The sequence below is a fragment of the Amycolatopsis sp. NPDC102522 genome (assembly GCF_055584485.1).
In genome coordinates, this window is the sequence record NZ_JBVJLY010000010.1 from 180,329 (window position 1) to 199,007 (window position 18,679).

Annotated in this window: 12 protein-coding genes; 5 read left to right on the forward strand and 7 right to left on the reverse strand. The window is 67.8% G+C overall.

From position 1 onward, the window contains the following. Positions 1–3: 3 nt before the first annotated feature. The 5 genes from ACZ6YV_RS24080 to ACZ6YV_RS24100 all read right to left on the reverse strand — a co-directional run bounded on the left by ACZ6YV_RS24080 (position 4) and on the right by ACZ6YV_RS24100 (position 5,308). Positions 4–873, reverse strand: coding sequence for a metal ABC transporter permease (locus tag ACZ6YV_RS24080; protein WP_378237416.1), 870 nt, complete (start codon positions 871–873; stop codon positions 4–6). Next, complete coding sequence (locus ACZ6YV_RS24085) at positions 870–1,613, reverse strand: metal ABC transporter ATP-binding protein (RefSeq protein WP_465511760.1); 744 nt, start codon at positions 1,611–1,613, stop codon at positions 870–872. Before ACZ6YV_RS24085 ends, ACZ6YV_RS24080 begins: the two co-directional genes overlap by 4 nt. Further along, complete coding sequence (locus tag ACZ6YV_RS24090; protein ID WP_465511761.1) at positions 1,610–2,524, reverse strand: metal ABC transporter substrate-binding protein; 915 nt, start codon at positions 2,522–2,524, stop codon at positions 1,610–1,612. Before ACZ6YV_RS24090 ends, ACZ6YV_RS24085 begins: the two co-directional genes overlap by 4 nt. 223 nt (positions 2,525–2,747) lie before the next feature. Continuing rightward, complete coding sequence (locus ACZ6YV_RS24095; protein WP_465511762.1) at positions 2,748–4,847, reverse strand: (Fe-S)-binding protein; 2,100 nt, start codon at positions 4,845–4,847, stop codon at positions 2,748–2,750. A 23-nt stretch (positions 4,848–4,870) separates the two neighbouring features. Continuing rightward, a complete protein-coding gene (locus ACZ6YV_RS24100; RefSeq protein WP_465511763.1) occupies positions 4,871–5,308 on the reverse strand; it encodes a hypothetical protein in 438 nt (145 codons plus the stop codon). A 703-nt stretch (positions 5,309–6,011) separates the two neighbouring features. Between ACZ6YV_RS24100 and ACZ6YV_RS24105 the strand changes: the two genes are divergently transcribed. The 4 genes from ACZ6YV_RS24105 (at position 6,012) to ACZ6YV_RS24120 (ending at position 14,906) form a co-directional block, all read left to right on the forward strand. Continuing rightward, entirely contained in the window at positions 6,012–6,626 is a 615-nt protein-coding gene (locus ACZ6YV_RS24105; protein ID WP_465511764.1) for a hypothetical protein, read from the forward strand. 80 nt (positions 6,627–6,706) lie between these two features. Then, entirely contained in the window at positions 6,707–8,653 is a 1,947-nt protein-coding gene (locus ACZ6YV_RS24110; RefSeq protein ID WP_465511765.1) for a flotillin family protein, read from the forward strand. Then, entirely contained in the window at positions 8,650–13,533 is a 4,884-nt protein-coding gene (locus tag ACZ6YV_RS24115) for a DNA repair ATPase (protein WP_465511766.1), read from the forward strand. The genes ACZ6YV_RS24110 and ACZ6YV_RS24115 overlap by 4 nt, the downstream gene beginning before the upstream one ends. A 146-nt stretch (positions 13,534–13,679) precedes the next feature. Beyond that, positions 13,680–14,906 (forward strand): HNH endonuclease signature motif containing protein, encoded by a 1,227-nt coding sequence (locus ACZ6YV_RS24120; protein WP_465511852.1) that lies wholly within the window; start codon positions 13,680–13,682, stop codon positions 14,904–14,906. Positions 14,907–15,645: 739 nt separating this feature from the next. On the opposite strand, the gene ACZ6YV_RS24125 is transcribed toward ACZ6YV_RS24120, so the two are convergent. Beyond that, the gene (locus tag ACZ6YV_RS24125; RefSeq protein ID WP_465511767.1) at positions 15,646–16,584 is read right to left on the reverse strand and encodes a helix-turn-helix domain-containing protein; all 939 of its coding nucleotides are present in this window, start codon (positions 16,582–16,584) and stop codon (positions 15,646–15,648) included. 184 nt (positions 16,585–16,768) lie between these two features. Between ACZ6YV_RS24125 and ACZ6YV_RS24130 the strand changes: the two genes are divergently transcribed. Beyond that, complete coding sequence (locus tag ACZ6YV_RS24130; RefSeq protein WP_465511768.1) at positions 16,769–17,971, forward strand: cytochrome P450; 1,203 nt, start codon at positions 16,769–16,771, stop codon at positions 17,969–17,971. A gap of 146 nt (positions 17,972–18,117) precedes the next feature. Here ACZ6YV_RS24130 and ACZ6YV_RS24135 read toward each other — a convergent pair whose 3' ends face one another. After that, positions 18,118–18,669 (reverse strand): snapalysin family zinc-dependent metalloprotease, encoded by a 552-nt coding sequence (locus ACZ6YV_RS24135; RefSeq protein ID WP_465511769.1) that lies wholly within the window; start codon positions 18,667–18,669, stop codon positions 18,118–18,120. Positions 18,670–18,679: the final 10 nt, after the last annotated feature.

Sequence of the window (18,679 nt, forward strand, 5' to 3'; positions counted from 1 at the left end):
CCCCTACACCGCCCGCGCGGCTTCCCGCCTGCGCTTGGCCAGCCGCTTCCCGACGATCCCGTGCCGCGGCCCGAACAGGTACACCAGCGTGAACCCGGCGCCCTGCACCAGCACGATCATCCCGCCGGACGCGGTGTCGAGGTGGTAGCTCAGGTAGAGCCCGGTCACCGCCGCGAGCACCGAGAACGACGGCGCGATCACGAGCATGCGGCCGAACCGGTCGGTCAGCAGGTACGCCGTCGCGCCGGGAATGATCAGCATCGCGACCACCAGGATCACGCCGACCACCTGCAACGCCACCACCGCTGTCAGCGCGAGCAGCCCCAGCAGCGCGGCGCCGAGCACCCGCGGGTTCAGCCCGATGGCGTGCGCGTGCGTGGGATCGAAGGCGTACAAGGTGAAGTCGCGGCGTTTGAGCACCAGCACGGTGAGCGTGATCGCGCCGAGGACGCCGATCTGGATCAGATCCGAGGTGTCGACGCCGAGCAGGTTGCCGAAGATGATGTGGTTCAGGTCGGTCTGGCTCGGCGTCACCGAGATCAGCACGAGGCCGAGCGCGAACAGCGTGGTGAACACGATGCCGATCGCGGCGTCCTCCTTGACGCGGCTGGTGTCGCGGACGACGCCGATCAGCGCCACGGCGAGGAAACCGAAGACGACGGCACCCAGCGCGAAGGGCGCGCCGAGGACGTACGCGAGCACGACGCCGGGCAGCACCGCGTGCGAGACCGCGTCGCCCATCAGCGACCAGCCGATCAGCACCAGCCAGCACGAGAGCACCGCGCAGACCGCGGACGCGATGACCGTGGACGCCAGCGCCCGCACCATGAAGTCGTAGCTCAGCGGTTCGAGGAACAGGTCGTAGAGACTCACGCGAGTTCCTCTTCCCGTTGCAGGACGTCGAGTCCGAAGGCCAGCGCGAGGTTCTCGGGCCGGAGCACCTCGCCGGGGGAGCCGTGCGCGAGCACCTTGCGCATCAGCAGGATCGCCTCGTCGGCGAGACCGGGCAGCGCGTGCAGGTCGTGGGTGGAGATGAGGACCGCGGCGCCGTCGGCCGCGAGTTCCTTGAGCAGCCGGGTGATCGTGGCTTCGGACCGCTTGTCGACGCCCGCGAACGGCTCGTCCAGCAGCAGGACACGGGCGCCCTGGGCGATGCCGCGCGCGACGAACGCGCGTTTGCGCTGCCCGCCGGACAGCTGGCCGATCTGCCGTCCGGCGAGTTCGGTCAGCTCGACTCGCTCCAGTGCCCGCTCGACGGCCTCGTGGTCGGCGCGGCGCGGCCTCCGGGTGAAGCCGAGGTGACCGTAGCGGCCTGTCATCACGACGTCGCGCACCGAAAGTGGGAACGACCAGTCGACGTCCTCGCTCTGCGGCACGTATCCGATCGCGCCGGTCTTGCGGGCCAGCGCGGGGGTGCCGCCGTCGACCGAGACCGTGCCGGTGTCCGGCCGGACCATGCCCATGACCGTCTTGAACAGCGTCGACTTGCCGGAGCCGTTCATCCCGACCAGACCGCAGACGTGGCCGTGTTCGAGCGTGAGGTCGACACCGTCGAGCGCGAGGACCTCGCCGTAGTGGACGGTGACGCCCTCGACGCGGATCGCGGCGGTCACGGCTTCGCCCCGGTGAGCGCGGCCACGATCGTCTTCGAGTCGTGGCGGATGAGGTCGAGGTACGTCGGCACCGGGCCTTCGGGACCGGACAGGGAATCGACGTAGAGGACGCCGCCGAACGCGGCACCGGTCGCGGAGACGACCTGGCGCATCGGGGCGTCGGAGACGGTCGACTCGCAGAACACCGCGGGGACCTTGTTCTCCTTGACGAAGCCGATCGCGCGGGTGATCTGCTGCGGGGTGGCCTGCTGTTCGGCGTTGACCGCCCAGATGTACCGCTCGGTGAGGCCGGAGTCGCGCGCGAGGTAGGAGAAGGCGCCTTCGCAGGTGACCAGCGCGCGCTCGTTCTTCGGCAGCCCGCTCAGCGCGCCGGTCATCTCGTCCTGGACCGCCTGCAGTTTCGCCTTGTAGGCGTCGCCGTTGGCCTTGAACACGGCGGCGTCACCGGCGGAGACCTCGCTGAACGCCTTGACCATGTTGTCCACGTAGATCCCGACGTTCTTCGGCGACATCCACGCGTGCGGATTCGGCTTGCCCTGGTAGGAGTCCTCGCCGATGGCGATGGGCTGGACGCCTTCGCTGACCACCTTGTGCGGTGCGTCGCTCTCCTTGACGAACCGGGCGAACCACGCCTCCAGGTTCAGCCCGTTGTCGAGGATCAGGTCGGCCTTCGCGGCCTTCTTGATGTCGTCCGGCGTGGGCTCGTAACCGTGGATCTCGGCGCCGGGTTTGGTGATCGACTCGACCCTGAGCTTGTCGCCCGCGACGTTCGCCGCGACGTCCGCCAAGACCGTGAACGTGGTCAGCACCACGGGCCGCTTGTCGTCCGAGCCGCCTGCGGGCGCGCCGCACGCGGTCAGGACGAGCGTCGACGCGGCCAGCCCGCAGACGGCCTTGAACAGATTCGCCATCCCGTGAGTCTAGAGTTCGGTGCGCCGAACTTCCAACTCCCGTGTGCCTTAAATCTCTGGGTGAACCCGCGTCCGCGATCGACGTCGGCAGGGCGCGGCATGGTCACACCGGTCAGGCCGGGCAGGAAGGGCGCCCTGCCACCGCGATAGCGGGGCCTGCGGCCGGGCGGGTTCACGTACTGTGTCCATTCCCGGCATGCATCTCAGCTCCGCCAACCGGTGCCTAAATCTCGGTCGCGGTCCGGTCTCGCTCCTTCACGGTCTCCAGCAGGAGCTGGGAAACGTCGCGCACGGTGACGCCTTCGCCACGCTGCTCGCTCTGCCGCTGGACAAGGCCGTCGTTCAGCATCACGCGGCAGAACGGGCAGCCGGTGACGATCGTTTCGGCGTTCGTGCCGAGGGCCTCGTCGACGCGTTCGAGGTTGATGCGCTTGCCGATCTGCTCCTCCATCCACATCCGCGCGCCACCGGCGCCGCAGCAGAGCGAGCGGTCGGCGTGCCGGGGCATCTCGCTGAGCGTGGCGCCGGTCGCGCCGACGAGTTCGCGCGGCGGTTCGTAGACCTTGTTGTGGCGGCCGAGGTAACACGGGTCGTGGTAGGTCACCGGGCCGGCGTCGACCGGTTGGACCGGGGTCAGCTTCTTGGCGCGGACCAGCCGGTTCAGCAGCTGCGTGTGGTGCAGGACCTCGTAGTGCCCGTCGAGTTGCGGGTACTCGCGGCCGAGCGTGTTCAGGCAGTGCGGGCAGGTGGTGACGATCTTGCGTGTGCCCGGCTCGCGGCCCTCGAACACCGCGTTCAGCGTCTCGACGGTCTGCTGCGCGAGCATCTGGAAGAGGAACTCGTTGCCGGAGCGGCGGGCCGGGTCGCCGGTACAGGACTCGTCGGTGCCGAGGATCGTGTACTTGACCCCGGCGAGATGCAGGAGTTCCGCGGTGGCGCGGACGGTCTTGCGGGCGTTGTCGTCGAAAGCGCCCGCGCAGCCGACCCAGTAGACGTACTCGACGTCTTCGGCCAGCTCGCCGTCGAAGATCGGGACCTCGAAGTCGAGGTCCTTCGTCCAGGCGAGCCGGTCGGAGTTGTTCTGGCCCCAGGGATTCCCCTTGGTTTCGAGGTTCTTGAACAGCACGCCGAGTTCGCTCGGGAAGGCCGACTCGATCATCACCTGATAGCGGCGCATGTCCACGACGTGGTCGACGTGCTCGATGTCGACGGGGCACTGCTCGACGCAGGCGCCGCAGGTGGTGCAGGACCAGAGGACATCCGGGTCGATGACGCCGAAGGCCTCCTTGGTGCCGACGAGCGGACGCTCTTCGGGCGCCTCCTTGCCGTCGAGGATGTACGGGGCGCTCTCGAAGAGATGGTCCCGCAGGTCCATGATCATGAGCTTGGGGGACAAGGGTTTCCCGGTGTTCCACGCCGGGCACTGCGACTGGCAGCGGCCGCATTCGGTGCAGGTGGCGAAGTCGAGCATGCCCTTCCAGGTGAAGTCCTCGATTTTGCCGCGGCCGAACGTGTCGTCCTCGCCCGGATCCTCGAAGTCGATCGGCTTGCCGCCGGACTCCATCGGCAGCAGCGGGCCGAGCGCGTCCGGGAGCCGTTTGGCGGTGACGTTGACCGGCGCCAGGAAGATGTGGAGGTGCTTGGAGTAGAGCACGATCGACAGGAACGCCAGCATCACGCCGATGTGCAGCAGCAGCCCGACGGTCTCCAACGGTTCGGTGACGGAGAGGCCCAGCGGCTCCAGGAGTTCGCCCACGCCGAGCGAGACCCACGCGCCCGACTCGTACGGGAAGACGCCGACCGCCGCCGACGCGCCGCGGAAGAAGAACATCGTCCAGATCACGTTGAAGATCATGAACAGGATCAGCCAGGCGCCGCCGGTGTGCGAGCCGTAGAAGCGCGACGCGCGGTCTTTCCGTTCGGGTGCCTGCCGGATCCGGATGACCGCGAAGACCCCTAGCGAGGCGACGACGGCGACGGCGATGAAGTCCTGCAGGAAGCCCAAGACCGCCCAGTGCCCGATGAGCGGGATATGGAAGTCGTGGTCGAACAGGGCGCCGTACGCCTCGACGTAGACCGACCCGAGGATCACGAAACCCCAGAACGTGAACAGATGCGCGAGCCCGGGGACGGACCACTTGAGCAGTTTGCGCTGCCCGAAGACCTCGGCCAGATGCGTCTTCGCGCGGACGGCCATGACGTCGGAGCGTTTCTCGTCCGGCTGGCCGGAGCGGATCAGTCTGGCGAGCCAGGCGGCGCGGCGGGCGGCGAAAGCGAGGCCGACGACGGTGATGAGCAGACCGAGGATGAGACGAACGAGCACGAGCCCTCCGGGGGAGAAGCGGCTCAGTGAGAGCCGGTGTAGTACCGGCACGCCTTGCAGGCGTACCGCATTTTGGCCACTCGCCACCGTTTTCGGTAGGTCTCGAGGTGCCCCGGCCGTGGCGGATGCACGCCGAGCCTGTGGTGACGGCGGATCCGCCGTCCCGTTTCGAAGAGTTCGGTCGCCAGGCCGAGATAGGCGCGCCTGAGCGCCATCCCGGCGTCCGTGCCGGTGTGGTCGCGGCAAAAGCGGTGCAGGAGGGCGAGATCCGGCAGGCCCGGACTGCTCGCGCCGGGGAGATGTTCGACGATGCCGAGCCCGGGATGTCCCGCGGGAACGGCGAAACGCGCGGGAAGTCCACAATGGACGCAGGTGAGCGTGCAGCTCAGACATCGGGTGACGTGGCGGATTCGCCGTTCGCGCTGATCCTCGTCGATCGTCTCGCGAACGTGCCAACCCAATGGAGCCTCCCAAGACCGTGGTGTGTCCTGTGTCACTCTCAATACTGGAGAGTAGGGCTCGCTCGTGTGGTGCGACAGGTCCAACCGGATGGCTTCCGAGCGGCCGCTCGGCGTAACGCTCCGCGCCCGCTTGCGCCTTCCGTGTCGCGCCCCTCCGCGACCCCGCGCATCCCTGCCGCATTCAGAGGACTAAACGCGGCGGAGCGACGGGATGCGGCGGGTGGGCGTGGGTCGAGGTGGTCGTGAGTGGCAAGTGTCGTTAGAACGCGACTTATCACTCACGACCACCTGTACCGACGCCTCACCGCCGCCCCCGCTCACCTGTAGTACGTGAAGGACCCCTTCATTGCGCCTAGCGCAATGAAGGGGTCCTTCACGTACTACGGAAGGTGTGAAGGTCGAGTTTCCTCGGCTGAGCCGCGTGAAGGGGTCCTTCACGCGCACCCGCTGTGACTCCTGCTGCGCCTGGGACGAACGTGGCGATCAGGAAGTCCGTGAAGGCCTCCTTCACTACCTTCAGGGTAGGCAAGGGGCCCTTCTCGGACCTGCCGGTCTTCCCCGGGGCCCCCACGACCCCGCCGCATTCAGAGGACGAAACGCGGCAGGTGGCCGGACCCCGCACGCTTCCGCACACCGTGACCCACTCGTAGCCGAAAACGGCCCGCCCGGCGTCACGCGCTGGTTATAGTCCTGACCCGGGGTAATGGGGGAGGGAACGACGGCGATGGGCGGGTTCGTCACCGCGGCTCTGGGGTTTCCGGCCGTGCTCTTCAGCTTCCTGCTGATCGTGGTGATCGGCTACTGGCTGCTGGCACTGTTCGGCGGCGTCGACGTCGATGACGCTGTTGGCTTCGACGGCGGCGACGGGCTCCTGGCGGGCTTCGGCGGGGTCCCACTGTCCATTTCGCTCTCTTTGCTGATCGCATTCACCTGGTTCGCCAGCCTGGCAGGAACGGTTCTTCTCGATGACTTGGAGCTTTCGACACCATCGAGGATCGGGTTCGGGGTCGGCGTGCTCGCCGTCGCGCTCGTCCTCGGCACACTCGGGACGAGGGTGATCGTGGTGCCACTGCGCCGGGTATTCGGTCCCGCGAAGGAGCCGAGCAGGCGGGACTTCGTCGGTCGCGCCGCCGTCATCCGCACTTCGTCGGTGACGCACGACTTCGGCCAGGCCGAAGCGACCGCCGCCGACGGGTCGTCGGCCATTGTGGACGTTCGGCAGGCGGGCCAAGGCAACCTGACGGCGGGCAGCCGCGTAGTTCTCTATGACTACGACTCCGAAGGCGAGTTCTTCTGGGTCGAGTCCTTGGACATCTGAAGCAGAAAAGGAACACTATGGGTGCCATCAGCGTGGGGGCCGGCGTTCTGATCGCCGTGATAGTTGTCATCCTCCTGGTCTTGCTCTTCACGATCACCAGGTTGTTCAAAAAGGTGCCGCAGGGGAAGGCACTGATCATCTCGAAGGTCCGCCGCGTCGACGTGACGTTCACCGGCGCGATCGTCCTGCCGGTGCTGCACAAGGCCGAGATCATGGACACTTCGGTCAAGGCGATGGAAATCACCCGCACGGGCCGTGAAGGCCTGATCTGCCGGGACAACATCCGCGCCGACATCCGGATCTCGTTCTTCGTCCGGGTCAACAAGACCGTCGAGGACGTGATCAAGGTCGCGCAGGCGATCGGCACCGAACGCGCGAGCCACGAGGCGACGCTGCAGGAACTGTTCAACGCCAAGTTCTCCGAGGCGTTGAAGACCGTCGGCAAGCAGCTGGACTTCGTGGATCTCTACACCAAGCGCCACGAATTCCGTGACCAGATCATCCGCGTCATCGGCACCGACCTCAACGGCTACAGCCTCGAGGACGCGGCCATCGACTACCTCGAGCAGACGCCGATGGCGCAGCTCGACTCCGCGAACATCCTCGACGCGCAGGGTATCCGCAAGATCACCGAGCTGACCGCGATCGAGCACGTGCGTACCAACGAGTTCCGCCGCGGCGAGGAAAAAGAGATCACCCGCCAGAACGTCGACGCCCGCGAGGCGATCCTCGAACTGGAGCGGCGGCAGGCCGACGCCGAGATCAAGCAGCGCCGCGAGGTCGAGACCATGCGGGCGCGCGAAGAGGCCGAGATCGCCAAGGTGCAGGCGGAGGAGCGGCTCAAGTCGCAGGCCGCCGATCTGCGCACGGACGAGCAGCTCGGCGTCCAGCACCAGAACCAGCAGCGTGAGATCGAGGTCGCGGGCAAGAACCGTGAGCGCGTCATCGCCATCGAGAGCGAGCGCATCGAGAAGGACAGGCTTCTGGAGGTCATCGGCCGCGAACGCGAGACCGAGCTGTCCCGGATCGCCAAGGACAAGGAAGTCGAGACCGAGAAGCGGTCCATCGCCGAGGTGATCCGCGAGCGGATCGCGGTCGAGAAGACCGTGGCGGAGCAGGAAGAAAACATCAAGAAGCTCCGCGTCGTCGAAGAGGCGGAGCGTCAGCGCTCGGCCATCATCATCCGGGCCGAGGCGGAAGCGCAGCAGAACCTCGTCAAGGACATCAAGGCCGCGGAAGCCGCCGAGGCCGCGTCGAAGCACAAGGCCCGCGAGGAACTGACGCTGGCCGAGGCCCGTCAGCAGGCCGCCGAGCTGGAGACCCGCGCGAAGATCCGCCTGGCGGAGGGGATCCAGGCCGAGGAGGCCGCCATCGGCCTTGCCGCGGCACAGGTCAAGGAGCGCGACGCCGACGCGCTGGAGAAGGTCGGCCGCGCCGAGGCGATCGTCGCCCGCGAGAAGGCGATCGTGCTCGCCGACGGCATGCGCGACAAGCTCAAGGGCGAGGCCGAAGGTCTCACCGAGAAGGCCGCCGCGATGGCCGCGCTCGACACCGCCAGCCGCGAGCACGAGGAGTACCGCCTGCGCCTGGAGGCGGAGAAGGAGATCCGGCTCGCCGCCCTCAACGTGCAGCGCGAGGTCGCCGAGGCGCAGGCCACGGTGCTCGGAATCGGACTGGAGAAGGCCGACATCGACATCGTCGGCGGCGAGACGATGTTCTTCGAGAAGATCATCGGCTCGATCGGACTCGGCAAGAGTGTCGACGGGTTCGTCGAGCACTCGGACGTCGTCCAGACGCTCGCGAAGCCGTGGCTCGACGGCTCGGGCAGCTTCACCGACGACCTGACGAAGCTGATCTCCTCGGTGAGCACTGAGGACGTGAAGAACCTGACGCTGTCGGCCTTCCTGGCGAAGCAGTTGCAGGCGGGCGGCCCGGACAGCGGCAAGGTGCAGGAGCTGCTGGCCATGGCGCAGCGGCTCGGCCTCGCCGACAAGTCCGTCGCCGCCCTCGCCCCCGCGAAGCAGTGACGGCGACCGAACCGGCGGCAGGAACGGAGCAGCTGGACGCGGGCACCTATGAGGTGCTCCGCGCCCGGCTCGCCGCACAGGCCGCCGAACTGGCGAAACGCGCGGACGAGCTCAACACCGCGCGGCTCGGGGTCTTCGGCAGCGCGCAGCTGGCGCTGATCGGCACGGAACGGATCCGCACCGCGAACAACTGCGTGCCGCGGGACGTCGTTTCGGTCGGCGGGCGGATGTTGTTCGGCTACAACGTCTTCATCGGGCTCAAACCCGAGACGACGGTCGACGACGTCTTCTCGCTGCACGGTTTCAGCCATGACGCGGAAGCCTTCCGCTTCGACGACGTGCCGGCCGAGGAGCTGCCGGGTCTGCTGCGCGACGAGCAGTTCGTCCGCGATTTCGCCGAGCTGTACCGGTACTACCGGCAGGCGAAGCTGCTGCAGCTGCGGCGGGTCGAGGGCAAACTGCTCGCGGTGTTCCAGATCGGTCCCCGGACCGAGGACATCCGCGTGCTGCGCTGGGGGATCGCCGCCGACGGCAAGGTGTCCTATGTGGACAGCCGAGGCGAACGCGATCACGTCTTCCCGCCGTCGCACGACTTCGAATGGATCGAGACCAGCCGCGAGCAGCACGTCCTCGGACGGCACCCGCACATCTCGATCGAGGACGAGGTGTTCGTCGAGACCGTCGGCGGCAACCTGACGATCAAGGTCGAGGACAACACCGAGACCGGCGAGGGCGTCTACTCCGAACCGGTCGACGAGCCGCTGCAGAGTCTCGCCGACGCCGAGGTGTCCTACGCCAGGATCGGCCCGCTGATCCTGCTGCGGATGCTGCCGTACAAGGAGACCGTGCACCGGTACCTGGTGTTCAACACCCGCACCCGGGACGTGGTGCGCCTCGACGGGATCGGGCAGGCGTGCCAGCGGCTGCCCGAGGACCACGGCATCATCTTCCCCGGCGGCTACTACCTCGACACGGGCATCAGCAAGACGTTCGACACCACTGTGGACGGTCTCGAATTCGAACGCGTGATCCGCTCACCCAACGGGGAGGACGTGCTCTACGTCTTCCACGCGCGGGCCGAGGGACGCTCGCTTCTCCTGCCGTACAACGTGATCCGCAAAGAGGTCTCGAACCCGATCCCGTGCCACGGGTACTCGCTGTTCGACGACGGCACGATGGTGCTGTTCCGCGCGCTGTCCGACGAGCCGAGCCGGGTGCACCCGATGCAGGTGTGGCGGACGCCGTTCCAGTCGGACACGTACGCCGCGTCGCAGCCGGCCGGGACAGGGCCGCTGGAGCGGGTCGGCAACGCCGATCTGGTCCGCGGGATCTCGGACTGCCTCTCGATCGGCCGGATGGTCGGCGAGATGGCGCCGTCGGTGGCGGTGTTCGAGGCCCTGATCGCCGCGTGCGCCAGGGTTTTCGATCACTACCACTGGCTCGGCGAGGCCGAACTCGGCGATCTGCGGTCGCCGCTTTCGGACGTCCGGGTCACCGCGGAGCAGGTGCTCGACGAGTTCGAGACGGTCACCTCGCTCACCGCGCAGGCGGCCGAGGCCGTCGAGGAAGCCGCGGCGGAAACCGCGTCGCTCGTGCGGAGGGTCCGCGGTGAAGCACTGAACGCGGCCGACGCGTGGGTGCGCAGGCTCGCCGAAATGCACCGCGCGCGAGGCCATCTCGTCACCGTGCGGGAACTGCGGTATGTCGACACCGAACGTGTCGACAAGCTGATCGCCGACCTCGACACGGAATTCGGCGAGGCCGCGCAGCGGGCCGTCCGGTTCCTGCAGGGCGAGGAGGCGTTCACGAGCTACCACGCCGAGGTCGACGAGCTGATCGAGGCCGCGGGCGCGATCTCCACCGTCGCCGAGGCGGTCCCGGTCGCCGAGCAGCTGGACGAGCAGTCCGGCGGGCTCGAAGTTCTCACCGACGTCGTCGGCGGGCTGGAGATCGCGGACGCCGTGGTGCGGACCAAGATCCTGGAACGCGTCGGCGAGGTCATCGGCGGGGTCAACCGGGCTCGGGCCACCCTCGACGCGCGGCGCAAGGAACTGCTGGAGACCGAGGGCCGGGCGGAGTTCGCCGCCGAGTTCGCGTTGCTCGCACAGGCCATCACCGGCGGGCTCGCGGTCGCGGACACCCCGGACCGCTGCGACGAGCAGCTCGGCAGATTGTTGCTGCAGCTGGAAAACCTCGAATCGCGGTTCGGCGAGTTCGACGACTTCCTGGCGTCGCTCGGGGAGAAACGCACCGACGTCTACGAGGCTTTCTCCTCGCGCAAGCAGGCGCTGCTCGACGAGCGGGCCCGCCGCGCGGACAGGCTGGTCGATTCGGCCGAACGCATCCTGACGAGTGTCACCCGCCGGGTCGGCACGCTCGGTTCGGTCGACGAGATCAACACCTACTTCGCCTCCGATCCGATGGTCGCGAAGCTGCGCAGCGTCGTCGCCGAACTGCGCGACCTCGGCGATCAGGTGCGTGCCGAAGAGCTCGAAGGCCGGGTCAAGGCCGCTCGCCAGGAGGCAGGCCGCGCCCTGCGCGACAGGCTCGACCTCTACGGCGACGGCGGGGAGACGATCCGCCTGGGCCGCAACACCTTCGCGGTCAACACGCAGGACATCGACCTCACTCTGGTGCCGCACGACGGCGGGATGAAGTTCGCGATCACCGGGACCGACTACCGCTCGCCCGTGCGGGACGAGTCGTTCGAGGCGACGCGGCCGTACTGGGATCAGTTGCTGGTCTCGGAATCGGCCGAGGTCTATCGCGCCGAGTACCTGGCCACGTCGATCCTGCTGGACAAGCCGGATCTGCCGGAGGACGGCCTGCTGGAGGTCGTCCGGCGGGTCGCGGGAGACCGCTACGACGAGGGCTACGCGCGCGGCGTGCACGACCACGACGCCGCCGCGATCCTGTCGGCCCTGCTGCGCCTGCGGTCCGCCGCCGGGCTGCTGCGGTATCCGCCCGCCGCGCGGGCCGCGGCTCAGCTGTTCTGGGCCTTCGGCGCCGAAGAGGCGGCGAAGTCCGCGTGGACAACGCGTGCCGCGTCGCTCGCGCGGGTGCGGGAGGCGTTCGGGCACACCACGGCGATCGACTCGCTGGCGAGGGAGCTCGCCGAGGCGATGGCCGCGTTCGCCGCGTCGTCCGGGCTGGCGCTGGACCTCGAATCCGCCGGTGAGTACCTGTTCGAGGAACTGGCCGACGCGTCGCCGGGGTTCGTCACCAGCGGTGGCGCGCGGACGCTGCTCGACAAGTTCCGCCTCGACCGCCGGAGCTTCGCCGAAGACCTGCGGGCACTCGAAGACCTCGCAGACCGTTACCAGCTCGCCGAAGCCTGGCTTTCGTCCTTTGTGGACTCTGCTGGGATTCCGGGCGACGAGCTGGCCGAGGCCGTCGCGATGGAACTCGCCGATCTGCCGCGCTACGAGTCCTCTGCGGAGCTCACGGCCACTGTGGACGGTCTGCTCGGTTCGCATTCCCGGATCGTCAACCGGTCCCTGACCCTGCGGCTCGACGAGACGCTGGCCAGGACGGGACGGTTCCGGCGTGACCGGGTGCCGGGTTTCCGGGCGTACCAGCGGCAGCGCAACGAACTGGTGGCCGCCGAACGCGACAGGCTGCGGCTGGCTGAGTACAAGCCGAAGGTGATGAGCGCCTTCGTGCGCAACAGGCTGCTCGACGAGGTCTACTTGCCGCTGATCGGCGACAACCTCGCCAAACAGCTCGGCGCGACAGGCGACGCGCGGCGCACCGACCAATCCGGTCTGCTGCTGTTGATTTCGCCGCCCGGATACGGCAAAACGACGCTCATGGAGTACGTCGCGAGCCGCCTCGGGCTGGTGTTCGTCAAGGTGAACGGTCCGGCGCTCGGGCACGAGGTCACGTCGGTGGATCCGGCGGACGCGCCCAACGCGACCGCGCGGCAAGAGGTCGAGAAGATCTCTTTCGCGCTGGAGCAGGGCAACAACGTGCTGCTGTATCTGGACGACATCCAGCACACCTCGCCGGAATTGCTGCAGAAGTTCATCTCGCTGTGCGACGCGCAACGGCGGATGGAAGGCGTTTGGGAAGGCCGCACGCGGACCTATGACCTGCGGGGCAAGCGATTCGCTGTTTGTATGGCGGGCAACCCGTATACGGAGCAAGGAAAGCGGTTCCGGATCCCCGACATGCTCGCCAACCGCGCGGACGTGTGGAACCTCGGCGACGTGCTTTCGGGCAAGGAAGACCTGTTCGCGCTGAGCTACATCGAGAACTCGCTCACCGCGAACACCGTACTGGCACCGCTGGTCTCGCGCGAACGTTCCGATGTGGACGTTCTCGTGCGGCTGGCCCGCGGCGACGGTTCGGTGCGGGCGGATCAGCTGAAGCACGCGTACTCGGCGACCGAACTCGAGCAGATCCTCGCCGTGTTGCGAAAGCTGATCCAGGTGCAGCGGATCATCCTGAAGAACAACCAGGCCTACATCGCTTCGGCGGCGCAGGCGGACGCGTCCCGGGTCGAACCGCCGTTCCAGCTGCAGGGTTCGTACCGGAACATGAACAAACTCGCCGGCCGGATCGTGCCCGCCATGAACGACGCCGAACTGGAAGCCCTGATCGACGACCACTACGCCGGCGAAGCACAGACGTTAACCTCGGGCGCGGAAGCGAACCTGCTCAAGCTGGCCGAATTGCGGGGACGGCTGAGCGCCTCGGAGGCGCAGCGGTGGGCGGACGTGAAGGCGGCCTACCTGCGTGCGCAAGCGCTGGGTGGGGACGACGAGGACCCGATGAGCCGGGCTGTCGGCGCCATGGGGCTGCTGGCGGACCGGGTCGGCGCGGTGGAAGCGGCTATTGAGCGGGCTTCGGAGCGGATGGTCGTTCGGGATGTGATGTAGGGCTTTCCCGGCAGCCGGATTTCGGCTGCCGGGAACGGCTTTCGGGCGTTGCCGGAAATCGGCGACGCCTTGTGGCGTCTGGATGATCGAAAAGTGTCGGTGGTCGGTCGTATGTTCGATGGGTGGACACGCGCGAAGCCACCTCTGTGGCGCAACTCAAAGAACTTATCGACCCGGACGTCTTGGAGTCGGTCAACGGTGCCGTCTTTTCCTTGGAGGACAGCGATTGTGTTGCTGTGGCGCAGGCGGCGTCGGCGGGGATCGCGCGGCTGGAAGCTGTCCGGTTCCGGGCGCTCGCTCAGCTGAACCTTCATCGTGAGGGTGCGCGGAGTGTGGTGCAGGAGGTCGCGTTCGCTCTGTCTCTTGTGGACAATCATGCGGGGGCGATGGTCGCCGCCGCGGAGGCGTTGACTACCCGCTTGCCCCGAACCCTGCATCTGATGGACCAGGGCGAGGTGAGTGGTTTCGGGGCGATGAAAGTCGCCGCCGCGACCGCGTGGCTGTCGGATGAGAACGCGCGGGCTGCTGATGCGTTGCTGGAGGATCGGTTACCGGGGCGGAACGTCGATCAGATCCGGAAGGCGGCGAGTCATGCGGCGATCTCGGTCGATCGTGAGGGTGCCGAGACCCGTGCGGAGCGTCATCGGGAGGGTCGTCGTCTCACGATCCGGCAGGGCGAGACCGGGGTCGCGTCGATCGAGGTCGAGGACGGCCCGGTCGAGAAAGTGACCGCTGCTTACCGGCGGATCGATCGTGAGGCCAGGGCGCTCAGAACCGGCGGCGAGACCCGCACCCTGGACCAGCTCCGCGCGGACGTCGCCCTGGATCTCCTGCTCGGCGGCACCGGTGGCGTGAGCGAACGCACGGAAGTGTTCCTGTATATGGACTTGGCTACTTATCTTGGTCTCAACGAGGATCCGGCTGAGTTGGCGGGGCATGGTCATCTGCCTGCCTCACTGGCGCGGGAGATCGCGGCCGGGCCGGGCACGGTGTTGCGGCGGATCATCACCGACCCGCTGTCCGGGCAGGTCCTCGACCTCGGCCGGGAGCGGTATCGGCCCACCGCCGGTCTCGGCGAGTTTGTCCGGGTGCGGGATCGTGAGTGTCGAAGACCGGGCTGTCACCGGCCGGCGCAGGCCTGCGATCTAGATCATGCGGTGCCGTGGCAGCACGGCGGCCACACCGACGCCGATGACCTTATCGACCTCTGCCGCCGAGACCACCGCCTCAAAGACGAACCCGGCTGGACCTACCACCTCGACCCCAACGGCACCCTCACCATCACCACCCCCACCGGACAGACCTACGACAGCGTCCCACCACCACTCCACGACCCCCGCCCGCGAGACAGTGAGGAACCGCCGCCGTTCTGAGCCCCGTTGCCGAAAACCGGCGACGATCGGCCGCCGCGCACCCCACCGGCAGGCCTCGGCGAGTTCGGCCAGAGACGGACCGCGAGTGCCGAAGACTCGGCTTGACCCACCGGCCTTACACCCTCACCGCCACCGTTCTGAGTGCCGTTGCCGAAAACCGGCGACAGTCGGACGCCGCGCATCCCACCGGCAAGCATCGGCGAGTTCGGCCAGAGACGGACCGCGAGTGCCGAAGACTCGGCTTGACCCACCGGCCTTACACCCTCACCGCCACGGTTCTGAGCCCCATCGCCGAAAACCGGCGACGATCGGTCATCGCACACCCCACCGGAAAGCCTCGGCGAGCTCATCCAGGCAGACCGCGAGTACCGAAGACCTGGCTCGACTTACCGGCTCACCGCCAGTCCGCACGCAAACACCGAAGAACCACCGTCGCCCTGAGCCCCGTTGCCGAAAAACGGCGACGATTGGTCGCCGCGCACCCCACCGGCAAGCATCGGTGAGTTCGGCCAGGGACAGACCGGCAGTACCGAAGCCCCGGCTCGACCCACCGGCCACCGGCCTCACACCCGACGGCACTTTCGCCGAAAACGGCTACCGGTCGGTTGCTTCGACAGCCTGGGGCAGTCAGTGTTGGGTCGCATTACCGAAAGACGGCAACTAGCGGCCGGCTCTGAATCCCCAAGTCTGAGCCTGACATCGCGTACAGCCGCCCATCGCCGAAAAACGGCCACCGCGCTCAAGAACCCAAAGCCGCCAACTGCGCCGCGGTCAGCCGTTCCACCAACGGAACCGCCCGATACTCAGAACCGCCAGAACCGCCAGAACCGCCGGAAACCACCCTCACCGGCCCGGCGATGTGCGGAGACTCCTCAGCCACCCGCAAAGCCTTCGCGACCCGTTCCGAGGGCCACTCCAGCGCGGACGCCAGCGCCGTGACGGAAAGTGCGCGTCCGGCATGCAGTAGCGCGGCGAGGGCCGTCAGGGCGTCGGCGGTGTACACCTCGACGCGGTCGTCCAGCATGACTTCGTTGATCCGCGCGTGGAATCGGGAGAGGTCGTCCATGCGGGCACCGGCGGGTGTCGCGGTGCCGAGCACTTCGGCGCCCTGGCGGGATATCTTGACCCATTCCTGGTTCGCCCGGACGCTCTCGGCCCATACTCGCTGCGGCATTTCCTCGTCGATGACGTACTGCTCCCGGCGGCCGTCCCTGTCCCGCCGGAGCAACGCCTGGGTCTCCAGGTAGCCGACGGCGATCGAGATCGACGCCGGGCTGACCTGGAGGCGCCGGGCGAGTTCGGCCGCGGTGAGGACACCGTCGTCACTGACGGACAGGCACGAGAGCACCCGCGACATCATCCGGGGCAGTCCGGTCGCCACCATCATTTCGGCGAAGTCGGTCTCGAAGGCGCGTACGGCCCCCGGATCCCGTCCGTACCCGTTCGCGACGGCGGGGATGGCCTGTGGCTGTGGCCTGCGGCGCCGAGCCCGTTCCCCGGTCACCCGATTCGCTTCTTCCGGGCGGTAGCCGGAGTGACCGCTGTTGCGGGCGACTTCGCGGCTGATCGTCGACGTCGGGCGCCCGAGCCGCCGCGCGATTTCAGCGTATCCGAGACCGTCCCCGAGCCAGGCCGAGATCAAACGGCGGTCTTCCAGCGTCAGTCTGCCGCCGGGCATCGGCGCCTCCTTTGCGTTCAGCGTCATTCCATTGCAACGAAGCGTTGCGTTCACAGGCAAAACCGTTGCAACGATTTCCGGAACTCTACCAGCAAATACCCAGAAAACAGCCAGAAGTGACCTTTGGGCGATAACTGAACGCAACGTAGCCTTCAGTTATCGCTAAAAACTGGGAGGAACAGTTATGACGTCTTCAGCGCCCCATCTCGCGGAGTTACCCCTCGAACGGCCGAAGGGCTGCCCGTTCGACCCGCCCGCCGAGCTCGGCCCGTTGCGCGACGAACACCCACTTGTCCGGATGACGTTCCCTGACGGGCACGAAGGCTGGCTCGCGACCGGTCATGCGATCGTCCGGGACATCACCGCGGATCAACGGTTCAGCGCACGGCAGGAACTGTTGCATTCACCGTTGCCGGGACCGTCCGCGATGGTGGTGCCGCCGCCCGCGGTACCGGGGATGTTCATCAAGATGGACGACCCCGAACACGGCCGCTACCGCAAGCTGCTCACCGGCAAGTTCACCGTCCGCCGGATGCGGCTGCTCACCGAACGGGTCGAGCAGGCGACCGCCGAGCACCTCGACGCGATGGAACGACAGGGAACGACCGCCGATCTGGTGACGGCCTTCGCCCAGCCCATCCCGGCGCTGATGATCTGCGAGCTGCTCGGCGTCCCTTATGCCGACCATGAGTTCTTCCGGCTCAGCGTCGCGCCGCTGAACAGGCCGGACGCCTCGCTCGAAGAACAAGACACCGCCATCAACGCGCTGGGGGAGTACCTCTACAAACTCGTCATGGCCAAGCGGGCCGAGCCGACGGACGACATCCTCGGCGAGCTGGCCGCCACCGAGCTCACCGAGGAAGAACTCACCAGCATCGCGTTCCTCTTGCTGGGGGCCGGTTTGGACACCACGGCCAACATGCTGGCGCTGGGCACCTTCGCGCTGCTGCGGCATCCGGACCAGCTCGCCGCTCTGCGCGAGGATCCGGAGCGCATCGAAGGCGCGATCGAGGAACTCCTGCGCTACCTGGCGATCGCGCACACCGGTGTGCGCACCGCGCTCGAAGACGTCGAAATCGGCGGACGGCTCGTCAAGGCGGGGGAGGCTGTCGCGCTCTCGGTGCTGGCCGCCAACCGCGACCCGCTGAAGTACCCCGAGCCGGAGCGGCTCGACGTCGGCCGGAAGACCGCCGGGCACCTGTCCTTCGGGCATGGGGTCCACCAATGCCTCGGGCAGCAGCTCGCGCGGGTCCAGATGAAGGTCGCCTTCACCGGGTTGCTCGCCAGGTTCCCGGCGCTGCGCCTGGCCGTCCCGGCCGACGAGGTCCCGCTGCGGTCCGATTCCGACATCTACGGGGTGTATGCGCTCCCGGTGGCCTGGGGCTGATCGCGATGAGGCTCGAAGTCGACCGCGAACGCTGTGTGGGCGCCGGGATGCAGCTGTGCCCGGCGGCGGCGATCACGGCGAAGGGCTGACGTGGCGAAGGGCTGACGTGGCCAGGGGGTGCCGGGCGGGCACCCCCTGGCACGTGATCAGCCGACTTCCGCGAGGACCTTGCCCGCGTCGGCGCTCCGCACGGCGGTGCCGGCGTAGTTCCGCTGGACTTGGGCCTTCTCCTGGGCGTTCGGGTTCACGCTGGCGCAGCTGACGCCACCGGTCGAACCGGACATCAGCGACGAGCACGGCCCGGGCTTCACGTCGGGCAGGCCGAGGCTGTGGCCCAGTTCGTGCGAGGCGATCCGGGTCTTGTTGTAACCCTGCTGGACGGCCTGCCTGCCGTACCAGACGGTGACCGTGCCGCTCGGGCGGACCGGCCCGAGGGTGGCGCGCGGCCAGCCGTTGTCGGCGACGATCCGGATGTTGACCCGCTGCCCCGGCGTCGCCTTCACGAGGCGGACGTTGGTGACGTTGGTGTTCCAGACGTTGATGCCGGCGGCGACCGCGTCCTTGAACTCCGCGGCCTGGCTGTCGTCGTAGGTCAGGGTGGTCGCCATGATCTCGGCGGCACCGGCGGAGGGTGCCGAGAGCACCGAGATGGAGAGCGCGGCGCCGGTGAGCACCGCGGCGAAGGTACGTCGAAGCACGTTGAACTCC